Origin of the sequence: Enterococcus infantis, assembly GCF_049166715.1 — a bacterium.
Classification (GTDB): Bacteria; Bacillota; Bacilli; order Lactobacillales; family Enterococcaceae; genus Enterococcus_C; species Enterococcus_C leclercqii.
The window spans coordinates 103,216-123,772 of record NZ_JBMHFB010000008.1; the positions used below are offsets into that span (position 1 = coordinate 103,216).

The following is a 20,557-nucleotide window of genomic DNA, read 5'->3' on the forward strand; positions in this document are numbered from 1 at the left end:
TTGTTAGTCAAGATCTACGTGTTGAGAATGAACTTTCACCGGCAACCAATCATTTGCAATTTCATCAAAGAGTTTAGTGGAACCAGTGGTGAAAAATCGACAATCACCAATTTTTGATGGATCAGGATTGGCGATATTAAAATAATCCAGCAAGACACTGACCTCCCCAACTGTTTCCGCACCAGAGTCGATCAAAGTCACACTACTGCCCATATAATTTTGAATGATTGGTCGCAGCAATGGGTAGTGGGTACACCCTAAAATTAAGGTATCAATCTTTTTCAGCTGCAGCGGTTTCAAGGTCTCGGCCACAATTTTTTTTGCAATTGGTGAGTGGTATTCATTACTTTCAACGATTGGGACAAACTTAGGACAAGCCAATCCAAAAATCGCTGTCTTGTCCGTTTTTGATTCAATTGCTCGCCGATAAGAATGACTCTTGATCGTCCCTTGGGTGCCGATAACACCAATACGGCGGCTGCGGGTTGCTTTTACAGCAGCTCTGGTTCCTGGCAAAATCACTCCAACAACAGGGATTGGCAACTCTTCCCGAATAATATCTAAAGCCACAGCAGTTGCTGTATTGCAGGCAATTACCAACAGCTTGATGTTTTGTTCCATTAAAAAAGCAGCCATTTGGCGAGTAAACTCGATTACTTGTTCTGCCGGACGCGGTCCATAAGGGCAACGGGCAGTATCTCCCAAATATACAAAGCCCTCATTTGGAAGCTGTCGCAGTGCTTCTTTGACTACAGTTAAGCCACCGACTCCAGAATCGATAAAGCCGATTGCACGTTGATTCGTCATATGATTCAATCCTTTATCCTTTAGGCACATTCTGTCTGCTTTCTTGAATTTCTCCATAAACAAGATTCACTACCAATCTTTTTACTCTGGTTGCTGGTAAGTGAACCTGATTTTGGAAAGCCAAAAGATCAAAAACATAACAGATAACCTATTTTCACCTTTTTTACCGGAGATTTCAAGTATCTGTCTTTGAAGCGCAAATTTGTTTAATAAAAACGCTGAGTTAACACCACAAAAAAATCCGGCCCAAGTACTCGGCCGGAAAAGCTGGCTTAATAATTGTACTGACGTTTTTCCAAATACTTGGATAATAGCGACAATACATAACAAACAATAAAATACATCACGGTCATTGCCACAAACATAGGAATGACGTAGCTTTCATTTTGGCCATAAATAATCTTCGCATTATGAGTAAGCTCCGGCAGACTGATAATAACTGCCAGCGAGGTATCTTTGATTAATGAAATCAATTGACTGACTAATGCGGGAATCATCGATTTAAAAGCCTGAGGAATAACGATACTTGTCATAGTCTCCGTGTAAGTCAACCCAGTGGATAGCCCCGCTTCCATCTGTCCTTTTGGCACAGCATTTAACCCCGCCCGGAAAATCTCAGAAAGCATTGCAGATTCAAAAATTGTCAACGCGGCAACTGCGGCCCAAAAAATCGACAATTTGATACCAATCTGAGGTAAAGCAAAATACGTAAAGAAAATAATCAGCAGCAGTGGCAAGTTTCGGATGATATCTACCACTAGTCCTACGATTTTGGACAACAGGGGGATATTGGCAAAGCGCAGCACCCCCAAGATGCCACCGATGATAAAGCTCAGTAAGATAGAAACGACGGAGACTAAGATCGTCACCAGCAAACCATCCATCAAAAAGCTTAAATTTGCATAGGAATAAGCATCAATAAAGTTTTGCATAACAGGTCACGTCTCCTTTCTAGTCCGTCAATGCCCAGTGTTTTTCTAAATGACTCATCAAGTAAGACAATGGCAATGTCAACACTAGATAAAACAAGGCAGCGATAATATAGGTATTAAAGGTATCAAACGTCGTATTTGCCACTGAATCGGCTTGATACATCAGATCCAGGCCGGCCACCATGGCCAAGACTGAAGAATTCTTCACCAGATTGATAAACTGATTTCCCAATGGCGGGATCACGATTTTGAAAGCTTGCGGCAATACGATATAGCGCATTGTTTGCCAGTAGGTGAACCCAGCAGATAACCCTGCCTCCATTTGCCCTTTCGGCACAGTTTGAATACCGGAACGAACCGTCTCAGCAATAAAAGCCGAGGTATAAATAATCAGTGCAATCGTCCCAGCTTGAAAACCATCCAGGACAACCCAATACATTGGAACTACCACTACAAAGAACATGGCAATGATCAAAAGCGGGATGTTACGAAAAAATTCCACGTAAGCTTTCGCTAAACCGGCAACCAGTCTATTTTGAGATAACTGTAGGATAGCCATTAAGGTGCCAATGACCAAACTGAAGACCAGCGCAATAACACTGGAGTAAATAGTGACTTTAAAGCCTTCAAAAAACAAGCTGTGATACTCTTGGAATAGTTGGATCATGCGCGCTGCTCCTTTCTTATTCTTTCACTCGGCCATCATCAGAATCCGGAAACCACTTGTCATAAATGCGATCATAGGTTCCATCCTCATGCATTTCATGAAGTGCTTGGTTAACCTCAGCTAAAAAGTTATCCTGGCCTTTGTTGATGGCAATTCCATAGGGTTCCTTGGTAAAAGCACCTCCTGCCAATTCATAATCCGGATTTTGTGAGGCCATCCCCAAAAGAATCGCGTTATCGGTAGTCATTGCATCCCCTTGTCCGGATTGAAGAGCAGTAAAGCACTCTGCGTAGTTTTCCCACTCCAAAACTTTGGCTTCGGGGGCAGCTTTTTTGATATTGTCCACAGAAGTTGAACCTTTTACCGCCAAAACGGTGGTGTCAGCCCCCAAATCATTGATGCTCTTGATTTTGCTGCCCTTTTTTACAAGCAGTGACTGACCGGCATCAAAATAAACATCTGAGAAATTCACTTGCTGCTTGCGTTCTTCTGTAATAGTCATAGTAGCGATGATAGCGTCAATATTGCCGTTTTTCAATAAAGGAATGCGCGTTTTGGAAGTCACTTCCACAAAAACAGCACTGCCGTCAGCCCCTAAGATTTTTTCTGTAATCCCGCGAGCAATATCAATATCAAATCCTTTGACCTCTTTGGTCTTGACGTCCATCATCCCAAACAAACGGGTGTCGTTTTTGACTCCCCAGGTGATCTGGTTTTCCTCTTTACTGGTTTTTGCAATATCCCGATCGGCTACTTTTTCACCACAAGCAGTCAGCGTGATGACAAGTAAACAGAGGGATAGTAGTGAAAGCAGTCTTTTCTTCATATGTTCCCCTCCGAATCAATGATTGATAACTTTACTGATAAATTGTTGGGCGCGATCAGACTGAGGATTTTCAAAGAAATCTTCCGGATTGCGACTTTCTTCAACGACTTCGCCATCTGCCATGAAAATCACTCGATCGGCAACTTCTCGTGCAAAGCCCATTTCGTGAGTAACTACAATCATCGTCATTCCGTCTTTCGCGATTTTTTTCATAACATTCAAGACGTCACCGATCATTTCCGGATCCAGCGCTGACGTTGGTTCATCGAACAACAAGACTTCGGGTTTCATAGCCAGTCCGCGAGCAATAGCCACCCGTTGCTGCTGGCCACCGGAAAGTGTTGATGGATACACATCTTTTTTATCCAACATTCCGACACGATCCAACAGTTTTTCAGCGGTTTTCGTCGCTTCTTCTTGAGACTCTTTCAATACTTTAATCGGTGCCAAGGTGATATTTTCCAAAACGGTCTTGTTTGGATAGAGGTTGAAATGTTGGAAAACCATCCCGATATTTTTGCGAACCTCAGTCAACTTGGTATTTTTATCATGCAAATCCTTGTCATTAATCAAAAGTTCACCGGAAGTAATACTTTCAAGACCATTGATGCAGCGTAACATGGTGCTTTTCCCGGAACCAGATGGCCCAATTACAACAACGACTTCACCCTGTTCAAATTGTAAATTAATATTTTTTAATGCATGAAACTTTCCGTAAAATTTTTCTACATTCGCAAACTCGATCATCGCCATGCAGTCATCCCCCTTATTTCATACTCATTTTGGCATTTACTCATTATTATAGCGATATTTTTGAGAACTTGTAAAGAAAAAAATCTCTTTATACCGGTTATTTTCTGAATATTCCCGAAATTATTCGGCAAATCCAAGCAACAACATTCGTGATTCAATGCAAATTGCGAGAAATATCAAGTTTTTTATTCATCAAATATTCATAATAGTCACTAGCAATTTTCTTTCATTTTTTGCGGATTTGAATCCGCTGGCAAGCAGTGTCCTAAAGGTCCAACTTCTTGATAGAGTCAGTTGTCTATTCTTCTAAAAAAAGGTACACTGAAACAGAAACAATAATTAAGGAGCAGGTGAAATCATTGAGTAATACCATACTAACCGGCGATCGCCCCACCGGAAAACTCCATTTGGGACACTACGTTGGATCTTTAAAAAAACGTGTTGAAATGCAGGCAGATCCTGACAACAAATTGTACATCATGATTGCGGATATGCAGGCCTTGACAGATAATGCAAAAAATCCCGAAAAAGTTTCTGCTAATGTTCTGGAAGTCGCTTTGGATTACCTGGCAATCGGCTTGGATCCTTCAAAAACGACTATCTTTATCCAATCTATGATTCCTCAGTTGGCGGAACTGACTATGTATTATCTGAATCTTGTCTCTGTTGGGCGCGTTCGACGCAACCCAACCGTTAAAACAGAGATTGAACAAAAAAACTTCGGTGAAGGTGTTCCAACAGGTTTCTTTATTTACCCCGTCTCTCAAGCTGCTGACATCACAGCATTTAAGGCTAATCTAGTGCCCGTCGGTGAAGACCAAAAACCGATGTTAGAACAGACTCAAGAAATCGTTCATTCCTTTAACAATACTTATAGAGAGGTTTTAGTGGAACCTAAAGCCGTTCTGCCACCAAAAGGACAAGGCCGTCTTCCCGGTATCGATGGTAACGGTAAAATGAGTAAATCATTGGGCAATGGTATCTATATTTCCGATCCTGCCGATGTCTTGGCTAAAAAAGTTATGAGCATGTATACCGATCCCAAGCACATTCATGTGGAAGATCCCGGCCAAGTAGAAGGCAACATGGTCTTTACTTACCTGGATGTCTTTGGAACCGACAAAGAAGCAATCGAGGAAATGAAAGCTCACTATCGTCGCGGCGGTTTGGGCGATGTGAAGATCAAACGCTACCTGATTGATATTTTAGAAGCTGAGTTTGGTCCAATCCGTGCACGTCGTGAAGAGTTTGCAAAAGACCCGGCTGCTGTGATGGCGATGTTGAAAAAAGGCAGTGAGGATGCAGAGCAAGTGGCTGCTGCGACTTTGGCCGAAGTCAAATCAGCCATGGGAATTAATTATTTCGCTTAAACAACTGAATTTTGGGTACAACAACTGTGGCAATCACCTAGTCTCCGTCCTCCGAAGGGAATACTAGGAAACGTGAGCCCAGAAAAGCCAAGTCACTTCCATTAAAAAGTGGAAATGACTTGGCTTTTCATTGTTAAAAGTCCAAATGAATTACGGCTATTTACTGCGTCCAAAGAAAAATGAAACAACTGCCACCACAATGACAGCACCAATAATGGAAGGTACAACTGCCATCCCGCCAATGATTGGGCCCCAACTGCCGAAAAGTGCTTGTCCTACAGCAGAACCCACCAGGCCTGCTACTACATTTGCAATCAAGCCCATAGAGCCACCTTTATTAGTAATAGCCCCGGCAATTACACCAATGATTCCACCTACGATTAATGACCAAATAAATCCCATTTCAACTTCCTCCTTCTATCTTCGTCATACAAAAAATGCTCATTAATTAATACTTTTTACAGTTATTATGATACACGTTACTAGAAAAATAGGAAATTCATCTGCTCATTTTATCAAAATAAAAAGAGATAGCCGGAGCTTTTGGCAAAAAAACGTGGCAGCAACAGCTACCACGTTTTTTCAGCTATTTGTAATCGATAATAACAGTTTCTCTTCATCAGAAGGAGCTGCATAATCTTTAATAAACAATTCCTGTTTGAAGAAGCTGCCTCCTGAGGCTTTCTGATGACCACCACCGTTAAAGAAACGTTTTGCAATCACAGATAAATCGACATCTTCTTTGATTCCCCGCAAGGAAACTCCACCACCGACAATCACCATACCAAAATCAACAACCTCACCCGTCTCTGGATCTTCCATAGCTGCCAGTGCATTCCCCAACGAAGATTGATACTGCTCGCCAAAAACATAAGCAAAGCGTAAATCAGCCAACGTGCCAAACTGGGCGCGTTTCAATTTGCCATGGATGTAGTCTGCTTCTTTTTCCTGCATCGCCGTGACAATATCCTGATACTGATCCAAATAGCTCAATCCGTTTACCATCACTGAAGCCATCAATTCAATTCGCTTTTCAGAGCTGAAAAAGTAAAAAAGGTTATTGAAGTCTTTGGCCTCTTCTTTATAAGCAGCTGTAGGATTCGCCTGCCAGTCCCAACAGTCGTAACAGCGAATGCAATCTGCTACCCGCGCCAATCGCTCCCATTTTTCATCGGCAAACAGCTGAGTAGGCATTTTTTTGAGTAATTCTTTGAAAATCACCGATGTCCCAGAATGTTTGAGCCCAGTCGTCTCGTCCATAACTGCAATTCGGGCATTTTCGGGAAATGCCTCTTTGATTTCCATTGAGGAAATATGATGGTCATAGATTTTCCATTGAATATTTTTTTCTTGGCAATACGCAGCCAATTTGCGAACGACTGGAAGCGAGGGACAAATATCTGTGATAAACAGATGAGTAACGGCTTCTGTATTATGTTCCATAAAACTTTCTACATTTGGATCAATGGTTCCTTCGTTTCCCGGCTCACTATAGGTGACTGGCAAATAATCTGCATCTGCAAACTCCGGAAATTCTTGTAAAACATTTGGCAATAATAATGCTGAACCGACACCATCCAGGTCGGTATGGGAAAAACGTTTGATAAGAAACTTCGTCATGATAATCTTCCTGCTTTCTTTCAGATCGTGTCATATTTTTCCGGTGCCGACTTTTCAAAAGTCTTGTAGCTTCTCCCGGTGTGTATAAAAAGACTAGCTTGCCCCCTTTGGCAAAACACTGTTTATTCTACCTTTTTCACGTCATCGGTGCAAATGATTCAATCAAAGTGCCACACAAATTAAGGTAGGTGTTCAATCCCAAAAGCTCCCTCAAAAGTACCGCGGTTGTCTTTGCCTTGTACAGCCACCTTAAAAACGCTAGAATAATAAGAAAAACCGAGGTGATGAATAATGGCCTTTTTTTCCAACAAGTCACTTTTAAGCGAGGCACAAACAGAATTTCTTGCTGCCATGAAATCTTCTCTGTCTTCACAGCCGGGGAAAGTCATTGAAGTGTCTGCGCTCAATGAGTTGGCAAGACAAGCCAACTGCTGGAAGGTTGCTTATTATGCTGTGCAAGGCTTCAATGCTTCCGATAAAAAAGCGGTAAACGAGCTGAGTCTTCGGGAGGATTACCTGATAATCTTAAAAAAAATAACTGATAAGCAATGGGCGGAAGAATTGACAGCATCCACTTCAAAGAAATCGCTGCTAAATCAGCTGGTCAGTTCAAAAGAACGGTATCTCAACCTCTATATCAAACCGACTCCCTGGTTGATCAGTAAAAAACAGGCGCAAACCGCACTTCCAGAAACGACTACTTACAAAAAAGATAAAGCCACCGGTGTTTTTGTACTAGAAACCTTGGATCAGCTCCTTTTTGTCTCCTATCGATTAGACTTGGCCCAACATCAAAATCTTGAAGAAGAAAACTTGTCGCTAAATGAACTGCAGCCTCCCTCACTGCTCCTTCCAGTCGCAACTCTCGTTTCTAGGATTGCTTCTAAAGATGTAGCCGAATTGGACCTACAGTACATTTTCACCTGGTTATTGCAATATGCCGCTACTATCACAGCGGTGAGTACCCTCTACGCTTCCTATAATACAGCCTTATTACCAGCTGAAGTTGTGGATCAAACCCGCGGCATCATAGAGAAACTGGTAAAAGAAGTTTCGACGGTAGAACTTAAAACTACCAGTGTAGAAGATCCCCTGGCCTTATCACAGCAGCTATTAAAGCAAATCCCCGCCTTGTACGAGGAGGCCAATCAAAAAATGACTGCTCTTGATCACCAGCTACTTTCCCAAGATACAGATCAACCAAAAGATTTGCTTCCTTAAAATCTGGAGCAAAACTGATTGTCTGGAACACAGCTTTGGCACACAAAAACTTCTGAAAAACTGACAGACTCAACCAGTTTTTCAGAAGTTTTTTTACATTTATTCAGCTGCATTCAATTCAGCAATCTTCACAATAACATCTGTAGCCTTTTCCATGGCCTGTAGAGAAACAAATTCAAAGCGGCCGTGCATATTTTCACCACCGGCAAAAATATTTGGTGTCGGCAAGCCCATCTGAGAAAGTTTGGATCCGTCTGTTCCACCACGAACAGGTTCAATCACAGGTTCAATGCTTAATGCCAGCATCGCATTTTTAGCCAGTTCAACGATAGACATGTCTTTTTCGATAATTTCCCGCATATTGTAGTATTGATCGTATTGTTCGACGTGGACGCGAGAATGATCAAAGCGGGCATTGATTTTTTCAGCGGTTGCTTCAATCAACTGTTTGCGTTCCTCGAAAGCCTTGCGATCGTGGTCTCTGATAATATAGCTCATTTTAGCCTCTTCAGGAGAACCTGAGATTGCCATCAAATGGAAAAAGCCTTGGGCGCCGTCAGTTTTTTCTGGAACTTCATCTTGCGGCAAGGCATTTTGAAAATCAATGGCCAATTGAATCGCATTGATCATCGTATCTTTTGCCGTACCCGGATGCACATTTTTTCCTTCAATCGTGATTTCCGCTTGTGCAGCATTGAAGGTTTCAAACTGCAATTCACCAACCGGTCCGCCGTCCATCGTATAAGCGAAGTCTGCCCCAAACTCAGCGACATCAAATTTATCAGCGCCGATACCGATTTCTTCATCCGGTCCAAAAGCGACTTTGATTGTGCCATGCTTAATTTCAGGATTTTTAATCAAAATTTCCATTGCTGTCATAATTTCAGCAATACCTGACTTATCATCAGCTCCTAAAAGCGTCGTACCATCTGTTGTGATCAATGTTTGACCCGCGTAATTTTTCAGATTCGGAAAATCCTTAGTGTTTAAGGTATACTTCCCCTCTTCATCCAATTGAACAGTAGATTCCCCATCGTAATTTTCAATGATTTGAGGATTAACATTTTCGGCATTGAAATCCGCAGTATCCATGTGGGCAATAAAACCAATTGTGCGTACGTCTTTATCGGTGTTGGCTGGTAGAGTACCAATCACAAAACCGTTTGATTCATTATAAAAAACTTCTTGCAGTCCCAACTCCGTCATCTCTTTTTCCAATTCATGAGCGAAGGCAACCTGAGTAACAGTTGACGGTGTCGTTTTACTCTGTGAATTTGAGCGAGTTTCAGTTTTCACATATTTCAAAAAGCGTGGCAGTAAATTTTCGTACATGTTGATTCCTCCAAAAAATTAGTGTGTGACAAATGTATTGTTTCAAAAAAAGCGGACTAGCTAACAATAGCCTCTCAACGGTACTGGAAGGGATTTGTATTCGTTTCAGAAGCGATAAACTCCACATCCCAGTTTTGTTCTTTTTTCCAAGCTTCCATCTTATCAATAAAGCGCGGAATGCAGACACGTTCAATGTTATGCCCCGGATCGATTACCGTCAAGCCATGTGCCTGCATATCGTGGGCCGTATGATAATAGACATCACCCGTGAGATAAACATCTGCTTTTTTAGCTAGGGCATCCAAGTAAAAGTTCCCCCCACTGCCGCCACAGATGGCGATTCGCTGAACCATCTTTTTGGCGTCCTGCTGAGGTTCTACTAGACGCAGCCCATCTAAATCAAATACTTTTTTTACCTGCTGACAGAAGTCTTCAATCGCCAGCAATTGCGCGAGGTTCCCCACGCGGCCAATCCCATAAGTCACCGGGTCGTTATCCAAAGAAAGCAGATCATATGCTGGTTCTTCATAGGGATGAACCGCAAACATGGCTTTCAAAACTTCTCCTTGCTTCTTCTCCGGGAAAATAACTTCAATCCGAGCTTCTTCAACAGTTTCCGGAACTTCAGCGTGACCGATTAAAGGCTGGGCAGCCTTCGTTGGCGTAAAACGACCTTCCCCAAACATCGTGTAGGAAGTATCCTGATAGTTTCCCTGTTGACCAGCCCCGGCAGCACCCAATGCCAAGCGCATCTTTTCAGCCGCTGCTTTCGGTACATAGACCACCAATTTTTTCAGTCCTTCGACATGGGTGCGAGTCATATAATCATCTACCTGTATGCCGAGCATCTCACAAAACCAGTCGTTGAGACCATCATGAATGATATCCATATTGGTATGGGCAGCATAGACTGCAATGTCATGCTTGACCAATGTCATATACATAGCATTTTGGGGATCATCCGAGGTCAACCGTTTAATTGGTCGAAAAATAGGGGGATGTTTGGCAACAATCAAATCCACTTGTTTGGCGACAGCTTCGGCAACAACTTCCGGTCGGACATCCAGGGTCATCATAATCCGTTTAACTGATTTATCTAACGTCCCAATGTGAAGACCTACCGGATCTCCTTCTTCAGCCAGCCAAAGGGGACAAAATTCTTCAAATCGACGAATAAATGTTTTTGCTGCGATACTCATCTACGCTTCCTCCTCGCAAAATAATCTAAACTAAATACACACCGTTAAACAGCAAAAAAACTCCGATAGACAAATAAGCTACCGGTGTTTTTAGGCCTATCCTAGTCCGCCAGTATCTCCTCAATCCAGGATAACTGTTCTTTTATCTCCGTGATTTTTTCTGTTTGAGGGGTGCTTGCTTGTTGCAACTGATTCCACACGCGCTGCCGATTTTGTCGTTCCTTCTGCCATTTTTTAAGAAAGATCGGTGATTTTTCAACTGCCAATAAGGGACCAAAGAAGAGATCTTTTTCCGTGTATTCCCCTTTACGTGAGTCTATCTTCGCCGCTGTTACTGGAAGGGCAACGATGATTTCATAGATTTTGTCATTTTCTTCTAGAATATGTTCTCTTTCAATCCAATACTCGTTGGCGATCAACCATTGGCGGACATTTTGTTCCCCAACATTTGGCTGTAGAATCAGTCGCTCAGTTTTCTGCAGATTTCCACTGCGAACTCCTTCATCCAGAATATGAGCAGTCAACGTTCCACCCATTCCGGCAATTGTTACAGTATCTATACGGTCTTCCGGAACAATAGCCGCCAATCCGTCCGCTAAACGTACAGTTATTTTGTTTGACAATCCATTTTTAGCCACCTGTCTTTTGGCCGATTCAAACGGACCTTTTACTACTTCACCAGCAACGGCGTATTGGATTTTCCCCTCAAGCATCAATGCTGTCGGTAAATAAGCATGATCTGAGCCAATGTCTGCCAAACGCGCACCAGACGGCACTTCAGCGCCTACCATTGCTAGTCGTTTTGATAAACTGTGTTCATTCAAAGGAAAACACTCCCAATAATTCATTCATTTTTCTCAATCCAGTGGTTTTTCGGCAACAAAGAGCCGATTTAACTCACCATTAGTCGGTAATCCTTCGACTTTTGCCATTTGGCGATCATTTTTTCTCTAAATGGTTCATAAGGGTCTCCTCCGAAGCTGGTTCAACAAAGGCTACGGAGCGCCCGGGAATTTGTGGTGGAATCGACATCGTCATGATAGGCAATCCCGAAAGTGTGAGTTTAAGCCGTGTTCCTTTTTTTAGGCTGCTATCAGTGGGGAGGTTCTTTACCTGTTCAGGTACGAGATGCACAATCACCCCTGCGCTTTGAAAAAGCGGCAGAATATTCTCAGGATCTTTGTCCGCTGTAATATTTTCCAGCCATAATCGGATATTTCCTGCGTTCTTTGTAGACTCGCTGTCTTCTTTTAACGTTCCCCAAAAAATCGTTTCGATGATAATCCCCTCCCTAAATTTCCCATTGATATCTCTTATTTAACAGATTGACTAAGGATTACGCAGATTTGGGCCCTGAAGAATTTCTTCTTTTGCCAAGTAACGAATCCGTTCCATTAGGCGTTTTGCTTTTAAAGGTTCGTCCCCATCTTTTGAAAAGGTCAAAAATCCCTCTAATGCAGCCATCGTCATATTGGAGGTGAAGAAGGTTGGTAGTTGTTCTTGCATACGATATTGCAGGATAACACCGAAAATTTCATCTCGGGTCCAAGAGGTAATCGCATCTGCACCGACATCGTCTAGTACCAAGATAGGAGCTCTTCTGACTGGATCCATCTTCTCATTGACAGTATTATCACCGATACTGCGCTTGATATTGTAAGAAAAAGTGGGGTAATGAACCAACATAGTTTCAAAGCCCCGTTTTGCCAGCTCATTGGCCATTGCACCTAAAAGATAAGTCTTTCCTCGACCCACGTCACCAGCTAAATACAGTCCTTTATGAAATTCACCAGGTGCCTTGGAATAGTCCTCGACAAACTGCAGAATCTGAAGAATAATCGCTGTTCGCTCAGCGGTCTGTGATACTGTTTTCATGGTAGCGTTGCGAATATCTTTTGGTATGTCATAGGTTTGGATACGTTTTTTTATCTCTTCTTGTTCTCGTTGAGCCAGCAGTTCATCTGTTGGTACGTAAGAGACATCCACATAATGGTAATTCAGCGTCAGGCGTGGCTCATACCCCGGCGCAATCATCGTTGGATCCTTTAATTGGAATTTGCGCTTTTCTTTGACAAATTCATAGAGTTTCGAATAACTCTTTTCAATATCTTCTTGTGTCAAACGTTCTTGATTTTCATGCAAAAAGTCTTGGACATCTGGGTCTTTCAAAATAGCTGCCACCATTTCCTGATAACGTCCTTGATAGTTGTTGCCACGCATCATATTGCTGATAGTTTTACCGACGTCTTCCATCACCCATCACCTTCTTCCTTCAAAAATTCTTTCATGCGCCGTTCCAGTTCCTCCTGAAGCTTTGGATCAGTTTTTGTCTGATATTTGGACCAGTCTTCCAGCTTCTCGGTTCGTTGGGGCCGATTGCTGGAAAAGCGCTTGGCATTTTCCTGCTTGCGGGTTTCTTTTTTCTGTTTTTCTTCTTCAAGCTCAAGCTTTCTTTGACGCACATAGGTAATCGCGTCTTCCGGTGTCTTCAACTGTTTCTCTGACCAATCGGTAGCAATAGTATTTACCAATCGTGAGTTAAGATCACTCTTGTTTTGATCCACTAATACATAACTCATCAGCTGATTGATTACACTGTTTGGCAGCGGTGATTTTTCTACTAAGTCCTTTAACAACCATTCTTCATTTTTAGTAACAAAACTCCGCTTGGCCTTTTTTAGTCCTTGCAAGTATTTCAACGGCGGATAGGTTTCGGCCGCTTGGATGGCTTGCCAGTCTGCTTCTGTATACCCCTGTGCTAAAAAAGTGTTTTTGCGGCGAATCAACTCATCCCCATCAGTTGATCCACTTGATTGCTTAACAACAGGGGCCTCTTTCATCCGCATTTCTGCCAAACGATCCAACTGTTTCATGGTCAAGCTGCCATTTTCTAACAGGAGCGTATCTGCTAACAGCTGAACCAGCTCCATCTCATTATAGCCATACAACTCGTGATAAAAGGCTAATCTCTCCCGAAGTTCGTCAGTGAAGACGATTGCTTCCAAGTGTTCCTTCTCGGCAAGATCTTTCATAAAAGTCCAATCCAGATCTGTCAATGTCACCTTCAAATCACCGGTGTCCTCAAAATTTTGATAGGCTGCTGTTTGCTTTTCGATGTCTAATGTTGCCGCATTGTTTAAGGCCCAGTTTTCTGAGTCAGTTTTTCCACCAAAGACTTCAGCAAAGCGTTTAGTCACTTGACGATATCCGTCTAAAACTAAGTCCTTGGGAGCAAAGCGGATAGCCAGCTGATTGAACTTGTGCTGAGAGACCTTTTGCAAAAGTAATTGACAATAACGAGAGTCTTGAAAAAAAGCCGTTGGTGTCACGGGCTCCAATAGTTCATATAAAAATTGTCGACCTAATTCTCGGTCATTTTTGGTATATACTCGCAACAATCCAATTGCTTCCAAACGGACACGGGCACTAACAAAGCGTGGTATCCCCATATCCAATGCAGTCAGTGCATCCATGTGAAGAAACTCATCTTGCGAAACATCTTCTGCATCTGTCAATAAAGAGAGATAAACCGCCACGGCATCGCTGCCAATGATTGGTTGATACAGATGGCACAGCGCCTGTTCTCCATCCCTTTGTAAAGGACGAGCTTTAAAAGGACGATAAATTTCTTTTGGTTTTAATTGTTCTTTCGAATAGTCCAAGTTTACAGCTCCTTGATCATAGCAATACAGCGGTGAAGAGAAACTCTTGCAAAGCGCTTATTGCAAAATAAACCCATCAATTTTCCCCATTCTTAGCTTTTTCGACGATTTCTTGTAGCTCTTTCAAAAACACCGACATATCTTTGAACTGGCGATAGACACTGGCAAAGCGAATATAGGAAATCTCATCGACTTCTTTCAATTCCTCCATCACATATTCACCGATTTTGATGGTAGAGACTTCATTTTCTCCGAGACCTCTCACTCGTTCTTCCACATGGTCCACAATCTGCTCCATTTGTTCCATTGCCACCGGTCGCTTCTCAGCGGAACGGATCAAACCACGCAAAATTTTATCACGGCTGAACTCTTCCCGTTTGCCGTCTTTTTTAATCACCAAAAGTGGTGTTTCTTCAATTCGTTCAAAAGTTGTAAAACGGTAGCCGCAGTTCTCACATTCGCGACGGCGGCGGATCGTGCGACCGTCATCCGTCTGGCGACTGTCGATGACGCGGCTTGAATTATGATGACATTTTGGGCAACGCATAAATTCCACCTTCTTTTTTTAATAAATAATAATTCGTAGACGATTGAAAGACTGTTCTACTTTCACTGAAAACTATTCTACAAACAGCTTTTAGGCCGTGATTCCATATTCTTTATCTTTCATAATTATAACAGAAAAACCCGATGAAGTAAGCAGAGAACACCGAAAAAACCGCGAAGCTGCTTAGCTAAAACTCTCCGCGGTTGATACAGTATTTAACTAGTTTTCAATAAAATGATGGGCTTGCAGCCAATCTTGGATCTGCTGACGAGTTTGCGAAGGCTCCCCTTGATTGTCGATGACCCAATCTCCTCGTGCTGCCTTTTCCTCAATGGACAGTTGACTATCAATGCGTTGCTGGGCTTCTTTTTCCGATAGTTGATCTCGACTCATTAGCCGCTCCAACTGGAGTGTTTGCGGAATATAAACAACAGCCACTTGATCCATGTATTGTTCATATCCCCGCTCAAACAACAGCGGAATATCAGCTACTACTAAGGACGCCTGCGCAGCTGATGTACGAATCTGTCGCAAAATCTCTTCTCTTAAATAACCATCTAATAGATCATCCAATTGTTTTCTTTTTTGGGGATCATTGAATACAATGTCGCCTAAGCGCTTGCGATTAAGCTGCCCGGTTTTTGTTAACATCTCTTGGCCAAAGGTCGAAACGATGGCTGCTAAAGCTGGCTCATTGGGTGCTACAATTTTTCTAGCGACTTGATCGCCGTCCACTACCGGAATGCCAAATTCTTTGAATACATTTACAGCTGTTGTTTTACCAGTCGCAATAGAACCAGTCACACCAAGTACAAATGTCACGTCATTTCTCCTCCTTGCCGCGTCTATTTTGCGGTTGTCGCGGCTGACGATGCTGCAGCTTTTGACAGTGGGGACACAAATGCGTTCCCCGCTGAGCAACTTTAATCTTGATAATTGGGCTACCGCAGCGGGGGCAGGGCTTAGCGGTTTGTCCATAAACATTCAGCGACAATTGAAATTTCCCAGCCTCTCCCAATGCATTGAGATAGGTTCGAATCGTGGTGCCACCCGCTAGAACAGCCCGCTCCAAGACGTCGATAATCGCAGTCCTTAGCTGTTGGATTTCTTTATCTGCCAACGTGTCTGCCGGCTGTTCCGGATGAATTTTTGCCTGCCACAATGCCTCATCGACATAGATATTTCCCAACCCTGTCACCAACCGCTGATCCAACAACAGTGGCTTAATCGCCTTTTTAGAACGCAGTAGACCTGTCTTAAAATTGTCAAAGGTGAACAACTCTGGTCGCGGCTCAGGACCCAACTGGCGAATTCCTTTGTATTGATCTGCACTGTCTTTGGCTACCAATGCCATCCGGCCAAACTTACGGACATCCCGGTATTGCAGTTGGCTGTGGTCAGTAAAGGTAAAGAGGACGTGGGTATGCTTTGTGATGGGAAAAAGCTCCCTTTTTTTCTCCAAGTCGTGGTCGAGTTTTGCTTTTTTTAACTGTTCTTCTGTTAAACGAAGGGCAGCATTAGATTCTGCTGCTAAAAGCGAGGTGTCTCCCAACTCCACAACCTCTTCTTTCGACGTTGCTGCGGGAAAGAACTCGTATTTTCCCTCCATCCGCAAATGACTAATCAAATCGTGATCTGTCAGTTTAAAAATAAGAAACTTCCCTCTACGGTGGACTTCTTTGATTGTTTGTCCTTCCAACAACACTTGAAACAACGGAACTTCTGGCATTTCGATGATTTTCGGCCAGCGAACTTCAACTTTTTCAATCGTTTTTCCAACCACCAACTGTTCCAGGCCTTTTCGGACAGTTTCTACTTCCGGCAATTCCGGCATCTGAATCCATCTCCTCACGAGACATTTTTTGTCTGTACTTTTATAACTCAATAACTATAACAGCTTAAAAGACGCCCTTAAGTTTTGACAAGGATTTTGCCTTCCTATAAGAAAATCAAAGACGCCGTGCGATCGAAATAACCGATTGCCCGACGACTTTTTGCTATTTCGCTTCGTACCAAGTCTTGCCCCAAGATGAATCAGTGATTAAAGGCACACTGAGACTTACTGCCTGTTCCATGACTTCCTTGACCAAAGCATCCAATCTTTCCAACTGGTCTTCAGGTACTTCAAAAACCAGTTCATCGTGGACCTGCAGTAACATAACTGCATCCAGCTCTTCTTCTTTTAGACGACGAGCTAAATCAATCATGGCAATTTTCAAAATATCGGCGGCACTGCCTTGAATTGGCGTGTTAATCGCTGTCCGCTCTGCAAAGCTTCGCAGGTTGAAGTTGCGGGAGTTGATCTCCGGTAAATAACGCCGACGATGATATAGTGTCTCAACATAGCCTTTGTCTTTGGCTTCTCGCACGATTTCTTCCATGTACTTTTTGACCCCAGGATACTTTTCAAAATAGGTATCAATGTACTGCTGCGCGGCTTTTCGTGTGATTCCCAGGTTTTGTGACAAGCCATAGTCAGAAATACCGTAGACGATCCCGAAGTTAACCGCTTTGGCTTGACGGCGCATATTCGGTGTGACATCCTCTGCTTTTTCAATTCCGAAAACCCGCATTGCAGTGGAAGCGTGGATATCTTGACCTTCCACAAAGGCTTCTTTCAAATGTTCATCATCGGAAATGTGGGCCAACACCCGCAGTTCAATTTGTGAATAGTCAGAAGAGTAGATTAACCAGTTCTTATCTCGAGGAACAAATGCCTGTCTGATTTTCCGTCCCTCTTCTAAACGAATCGGAATATTTTGTAGATTAGGGTCCACTGAACTCAGCCGTCCTGTTTGCGTAAGTGTCTGCACATATCGTGTGTGAATTTTCCCGTCTTGTGCAATAACTTTCAACAAACCTTCCACATAAGTCGATTGAATCTTGGCAATCTGCCGATAGTTTAAAATATCGTCAACGATTGGTGCTTGTTCCCGCAGCTGCTCTAAAACATCGACTGCCGTGGAATAACCAGTCTTCGTCTTTTTAATTACTGGCAGACCCATTTTTTCAAATAAAATCACACCCAGCTGTTTGGGTGAATTGATATTGAAGACTTCTCCTGCTTCTTCAAAAATCTTTTTTTCGATTTCCTGCAAGCGAACGGAAAACTCGCCTTTCATTTTCTGCAAGCGTGTCGGATCTACCGTGATACCCGCAATTTCCATCTCTGCCAAAATGAAAGACAACGGGAGTTCCATCTCATAAAATAAAGCGGACTGGTCTTTTGCTTTCAAATCGGCATCTAATCTGTCACTCAGCCAGTGGATAGCTTGGATTTTCCGTGCCAAATGAGCAAACATGGTCTCCTCATCTTCTGGTAACCCGCGTTTGGCGCCTTTGCCATAAACAGCCTCGTCAGACTGCACCTCATTGTAGTCATAATGTCGTGCCACGCCGGCAATGTCGTTGGAGTTGTCGTTAGTATCCAGCAAATACGCCGCCAACAGGACGTCAAAAGCGATTCCCTGTGCCTGCTTTTCAGTGTAGCGCTTCAATGCGACATAGGTTCTTTTGGCATCATAAACCTGCTTCGAGTTGGCTGCTTCCAACCAAGTGAGAAAAGCTTCGTTTTCAAAAAGTGCCAAATCTGTGGTCACGTAAATCTGCTTTTTAGTTCCCCAGGCAACAGCTACTACGTCTTCGGTATGATAATTGTCCCCTAACATCTCAACATAAAGCGCCATCTCTGAAGTAAACATATCCGCAGAAAACCTATCGACGACTTTGAAAGAAACCTCTTCCAATGCCGAAGTATCTTCCGTAACATTCAATTTATCCAAAAAGCTTTTAAAGTTCATTTCCTGATAAAAAGGAATCAGTTTTTCCAAATCTTTGCCAGTGTAAATAAGACTATCAATCGCTACATCCACTGGTGCTTCGGTATTGATTGTCGCTAACTTTTTGGATAAGAAGGCCTGCTCTTTGTCGTTAATCAGATTTTCCTTCATTTTGCTTTTTTTCAATTCATCAATATGTTCGTAGATGCCTTCCACAGAGCCGTATTCCTTCAATAACTTGATTGCTGTTTTTTCGCCAATCTTGGTAACTCCGGGAATGTTGTCAGAGGTATCTCCTGCCAGACCTTTCATATCGATGATTTGTGCCGGCGTCAGCCCATCGTATTTTTCAGCAATATGAGCCGGAGTATAGGTCTCAATTTCAGAGACGCCCTTCACCGTAATATCCACTTTGATCTCATCGGTTGCCAACTGTGTCAAATCTCGGTCACCTGAAACGATCACCACATCGAATTCCTCTTTGTCCACTTGTTTCGCCAGTGTGCCGATAATATCGTCAGCTTCATAGTTTGGCAGTTCATAATACTGCACGCCAAGTCCATTGATTAATTCACGGATATAAGGCAGCTGCTCTCGAAATTCTCCAGGTGTTTTGGCACGACCCGCTTTGTAGTCTTTGTACATTTCCGTCCGAAATGTCGTCTTCCCCGCATCAAAAGCCACCAAAACATGCGTCGGTTTTTCTTTTGCCATCACGTTGTCAAACATGGTGTTAAAGGCATAAATTGCATTGGTGTGTAGTCCGCTATTGTTTTTAAACCGCTCCAAAGAATTGTGGAGTGCAAAAAAGGCTCTGAAAGCGACACTGTTGCCGTCAATCAGCAATAATTTTTTCTTGGTCATGGTTTTACCCCTTTGTTGTAGTTGATCATCTTTGGCAACCCGCTTAAACTACGGTCTGCCTGCTGTTCACCATTTTTTACTTTTCACAGTGATGGTTATCCTCTTTCATTCTAACAAAAAAACAGCCGCAAAACATCGCTGACGTGTTGAAATTTCAGCGATGTTTTGCAGCAGATAACTATTCATGAAAAGTCAGTGCCCCTCTAAAATTTTGCGTTTCAAAACTGCTATTCCCGTCAGCGCAACTCTGGGTGCAATTGAATCGGATTGTTCTGCCAGTCGATTGCTGTGATTCGGTAAGGAAAATCTCCTGCTAACTGATAGGTTCCGGCTGCTGGCAAAGTAGTTTTGGCCATTCTGTCATCTCCTTTTGCCAGATAACCTTGGCCCAATTTCAGCATGTCTTTTATCCCTAGGTTCGTTTGTGTATGGGAATTAACGTTGCCTATGTTTTTGGTGATTGTGGAAAGGCGTGGTTTCAACAGCTTTTTCTTCATCAAACGAATCACATCTTCTTGCCGTGTAAAAACGCCAAAGGTTCCATCATCATCAATTTGCCAGCTGATATAAGCAGCCACTTCAGTCATCGTTAGAAAAAGTGTTCCCGAATCGTAATGCCGGACATTTTGCAGTGCGGTAAATGATGTGGGATTTTCTACTTGAAAGAAGCCGGCATTGTCCAGTCCAGATTCTTTGACGGCAGCCAGTCCCTCACTTTTTTTCATGACTAGATATTTCTCTACCGTAATTTCGAAGGCCACACTAAAATAAGCCATGAATTTTTCGATGGGGTGCTCTACAAACAATTGGCCCAGCGTTTTTTCTCCAATCAAGATTTCCGGAGAAAACCGAAGCAATTGGTTTTTCCCGTCTTTTAAATCATACAAGTAAAATGTCGATTCTTTTTGATCGTCAAAAATAAACAACACTTTCATTATTTTATTCCCTCCTCTCGTCAGTTTTTCTCAGTTCAAAAAA

The 20,557-nt window shown here is 42.8% G+C and carries 20 protein-coding genes; 2 read left to right on the forward strand and 18 right to left on the reverse strand.

Features of this window, described 5'->3' with window-relative positions; all coding sequences use genetic code 11:
• Window positions 1–3: 3 nt before the first annotated feature.
• The 5 genes from racE to ACOMA8_RS10780 all read right to left on the reverse strand — a co-directional run bounded on the left by racE (window position 4) and on the right by ACOMA8_RS10780 (window position 3,985).
• Window positions 4–807: a glutamate racemase gene (racE, locus tag ACOMA8_RS10760; protein WP_421370676.1), complete on the reverse strand. Its 804-nt coding sequence runs from the start codon at window positions 805–807 to the stop codon at window positions 4–6.
• Window positions 808–1,079: 272 nt separating this feature from the next.
• Window positions 1,080–1,739 (reverse strand): amino acid ABC transporter permease, encoded by a 660-nt coding sequence (locus tag ACOMA8_RS10765; protein WP_161899729.1) that lies wholly within the window; start codon window positions 1,737–1,739, stop codon window positions 1,080–1,082.
• A gap of 19 nt (window positions 1,740–1,758) precedes the next feature.
• Window positions 1,759–2,406 carry an amino acid ABC transporter permease gene (locus ACOMA8_RS10770; protein WP_161899728.1) on the reverse strand — a complete coding sequence of 216 codons (648 nt, stop codon included), beginning with the start codon at window positions 2,404–2,406 and terminating at the stop codon, window positions 1,759–1,761.
• 16 nt (window positions 2,407–2,422) lie between these two features.
• Window positions 2,423–3,232, reverse strand: coding sequence for a transporter substrate-binding domain-containing protein (locus ACOMA8_RS10775; RefSeq protein ID WP_161899727.1), 810 nt, complete (start codon window positions 3,230–3,232; stop codon window positions 2,423–2,425).
• A 15-nt stretch (window positions 3,233–3,247) separates the two neighbouring features.
• Window positions 3,248–3,985 carry an amino acid ABC transporter ATP-binding protein gene (locus tag ACOMA8_RS10780; protein WP_161899726.1) on the reverse strand — a complete coding sequence of 246 codons (738 nt, stop codon included), beginning with the start codon at window positions 3,983–3,985 and terminating at the stop codon, window positions 3,248–3,250.
• Between the two features lie 359 nt (window positions 3,986–4,344).
• Between ACOMA8_RS10780 and trpS the strand changes: the two genes are divergently transcribed.
• Window positions 4,345–5,355, forward strand: coding sequence for a tryptophan--tRNA ligase (gene trpS / locus ACOMA8_RS10785; RefSeq protein ID WP_161899725.1), 1,011 nt, complete (start codon window positions 4,345–4,347; stop codon window positions 5,353–5,355).
• 156 nt (window positions 5,356–5,511) lie between these two features.
• On the opposite strand, the gene ACOMA8_RS10790 is transcribed toward trpS, so the two are convergent.
• From ACOMA8_RS10790 to ACOMA8_RS10800, 3 genes are all read right to left on the reverse strand, one after another.
• Window positions 5,512–5,757, reverse strand: a complete 246-nt coding sequence (locus tag ACOMA8_RS10790; RefSeq protein ID WP_161899724.1) for a GlsB/YeaQ/YmgE family stress response membrane protein — start codon at window positions 5,755–5,757, stop codon at window positions 5,512–5,514.
• Window positions 5,758–5,937: 180 nt separating this feature from the next.
• Window positions 5,938–6,975 (reverse strand): DHH family phosphoesterase, encoded by a 1,038-nt coding sequence (locus ACOMA8_RS10795; RefSeq protein WP_421370680.1) that lies wholly within the window; start codon window positions 6,973–6,975, stop codon window positions 5,938–5,940.
• Between the two features lie 179 nt (window positions 6,976–7,154).
• On the reverse strand, window positions 7,155–7,328 hold the full coding sequence (locus ACOMA8_RS10800) for a hypothetical protein (RefSeq protein WP_421370681.1): 174 nt from the start codon (window positions 7,326–7,328) through the stop codon (window positions 7,155–7,157).
• Here ACOMA8_RS10800 and ACOMA8_RS10805 point away from each other — a divergent pair.
• Window positions 7,327–8,196, forward strand: coding sequence for a hypothetical protein (locus ACOMA8_RS10805; RefSeq protein WP_421370683.1), 870 nt, complete (start codon window positions 7,327–7,329; stop codon window positions 8,194–8,196). The two genes, ACOMA8_RS10800 and ACOMA8_RS10805, sit on opposite strands and share 2 nt — an antisense overlap.
• 99 nt (window positions 8,197–8,295) lie before the next feature.
• Here ACOMA8_RS10805 and pepT read toward each other — a convergent pair whose 3' ends face one another.
• The 10 genes from pepT to ACOMA8_RS10855 all read right to left on the reverse strand — a co-directional run bounded on the left by pepT (window position 8,296) and on the right by ACOMA8_RS10855 (window position 20,514).
• Window positions 8,296–9,528, reverse strand: coding sequence for a peptidase T (pepT, locus tag ACOMA8_RS10810; RefSeq protein ID WP_421370685.1), 1,233 nt, complete (start codon window positions 9,526–9,528; stop codon window positions 8,296–8,298).
• 74 nt (window positions 9,529–9,602) lie between these two features.
• Entirely contained in the window at window positions 9,603–10,727 is a 1,125-nt protein-coding gene (locus ACOMA8_RS10815) for a Nif3-like dinuclear metal center hexameric protein (RefSeq protein ID WP_421370687.1), read from the reverse strand.
• 101 nt (window positions 10,728–10,828) lie between these two features.
• Window positions 10,829–11,551 (reverse strand): tRNA (adenine(22)-N(1))-methyltransferase, encoded by a 723-nt coding sequence (locus ACOMA8_RS10820; protein ID WP_421370689.1) that lies wholly within the window; start codon window positions 11,549–11,551, stop codon window positions 10,829–10,831.
• 505 nt (window positions 11,552–12,056) lie between these two features.
• Window positions 12,057–12,980, reverse strand: coding sequence for a primosomal protein DnaI (gene dnaI, locus ACOMA8_RS10825; protein ID WP_421370691.1), 924 nt, complete (start codon window positions 12,978–12,980; stop codon window positions 12,057–12,059).
• Window positions 12,980–14,389, reverse strand: a complete 1,410-nt coding sequence (locus ACOMA8_RS10830) for a DnaD domain protein (RefSeq protein ID WP_421370693.1) — start codon at window positions 14,387–14,389, stop codon at window positions 12,980–12,982. Before ACOMA8_RS10830 ends, dnaI begins: the two co-directional genes overlap by 1 nt.
• Window positions 14,390–14,465: 76 nt before the next feature.
• The gene (gene nrdR, locus ACOMA8_RS10835) at window positions 14,466–14,936 is read right to left on the reverse strand and encodes a transcriptional regulator NrdR (protein WP_161899716.1); all 471 of its coding nucleotides are present in this window, start codon (window positions 14,934–14,936) and stop codon (window positions 14,466–14,468) included.
• 219 nt (window positions 14,937–15,155) lie between these two features.
• On the reverse strand, window positions 15,156–15,758 hold the full coding sequence (coaE, locus tag ACOMA8_RS10840) for a dephospho-CoA kinase (RefSeq protein WP_421370697.1): 603 nt from the start codon (window positions 15,756–15,758) through the stop codon (window positions 15,156–15,158).
• 1 nt (window position 15,759) lies between these two features.
• Window positions 15,760–16,770: a DNA-formamidopyrimidine glycosylase gene (gene mutM, locus ACOMA8_RS10845; protein ID WP_421370699.1), complete on the reverse strand. Its 1,011-nt coding sequence runs from the start codon at window positions 16,768–16,770 to the stop codon at window positions 15,760–15,762.
• Between the two features lie 163 nt (window positions 16,771–16,933).
• On the reverse strand, window positions 16,934–19,579 hold the full coding sequence (polA, locus tag ACOMA8_RS10850) for a DNA polymerase I (protein ID WP_161899713.1): 2,646 nt from the start codon (window positions 19,577–19,579) through the stop codon (window positions 16,934–16,936).
• Window positions 19,580–19,815: 236 nt separating this feature from the next.
• Window positions 19,816–20,514 carry an LCP family protein gene (locus ACOMA8_RS10855; protein WP_421370701.1) on the reverse strand — a complete coding sequence of 233 codons (699 nt, stop codon included), beginning with the start codon at window positions 20,512–20,514 and terminating at the stop codon, window positions 19,816–19,818.
• Window positions 20,515–20,557 lie beyond the last annotated feature (43 nt).

Bases quoted from the DNA above. Each gene is read 5' to 3' on its own strand.
- racE (WP_421370676.1), bottom strand. From the start codon at position 807: ATGACGAATCAACGTGCAATCGGCTTTATCGATTCTGGAGTCGGTGGC.
- ACOMA8_RS10765 (WP_161899729.1), bottom strand. From the start codon at position 1,739: ATGCAAAACTTTATTGATGCTTATTCCTATGCAAATTTAAGCTTTTTG.
- ACOMA8_RS10770 (WP_161899728.1), bottom strand. From the start codon at position 2,406: ATGATCCAACTATTCCAAGAGTATCACAGCTTGTTTTTTGAAGGCTTT.
- ACOMA8_RS10775 (WP_161899727.1), bottom strand. From the start codon at position 3,232: ATGAAGAAAAGACTGCTTTCACTACTATCCCTCTGTTTACTTGTCATC.
- ACOMA8_RS10780 (WP_161899726.1), bottom strand. From the start codon at position 3,985: ATGGCGATGATCGAGTTTGCGAATGTAGAAAAATTTTACGGAAAGTTT.
- ACOMA8_RS10790 (WP_161899724.1), bottom strand. From the start codon at position 5,757: ATGGGATTTATTTGGTCATTAATCGTAGGTGGAATCATTGGTGTAATT.
- ACOMA8_RS10795 (WP_421370680.1), bottom strand. From the start codon at position 6,975: ATGACGAAGTTTCTTATCAAACGTTTTTCCCATACCGACCTGGATGGT.
- ACOMA8_RS10805 (WP_421370683.1), top strand. From the start codon at position 7,327: ATGAAATCTTCTCTGTCTTCACAGCCGGGGAAAGTCATTGAAGTGTCT.
- ACOMA8_RS10800 (WP_421370681.1), bottom strand. From the start codon at position 7,328: ATGGCAGCAAGAAATTCTGTTTGTGCCTCGCTTAAAAGTGACTTGTTG.
- pepT (WP_421370685.1), bottom strand. From the start codon at position 9,528: ATGTACGAAAATTTACTGCCACGCTTTTTGAAATATGTGAAAACTGAA.
- ACOMA8_RS10815 (WP_421370687.1), bottom strand. From the start codon at position 10,727: ATGAGTATCGCAGCAAAAACATTTATTCGTCGATTTGAAGAATTTTGT.
- dnaI (WP_421370691.1), bottom strand. From the start codon at position 12,980: ATGGAAGACGTCGGTAAAACTATCAGCAATATGATGCGTGGCAACAAC.
- nrdR (WP_161899716.1), bottom strand. From the start codon at position 14,936: ATGCGTTGCCCAAAATGTCATCATAATTCAAGCCGCGTCATCGACAGT.
- mutM (WP_421370699.1), bottom strand. From the start codon at position 16,770: ATGCCGGAATTGCCGGAAGTAGAAACTGTCCGAAAAGGCCTGGAACAG.
- polA (WP_161899713.1), bottom strand. From the start codon at position 19,579: ATGACCAAGAAAAAATTATTGCTGATTGACGGCAACAGTGTCGCTTTC.
- ACOMA8_RS10855 (WP_421370701.1), bottom strand. From the start codon at position 20,514: ATGAAAGTGTTGTTTATTTTTGACGATCAAAAAGAATCGACATTTTAC.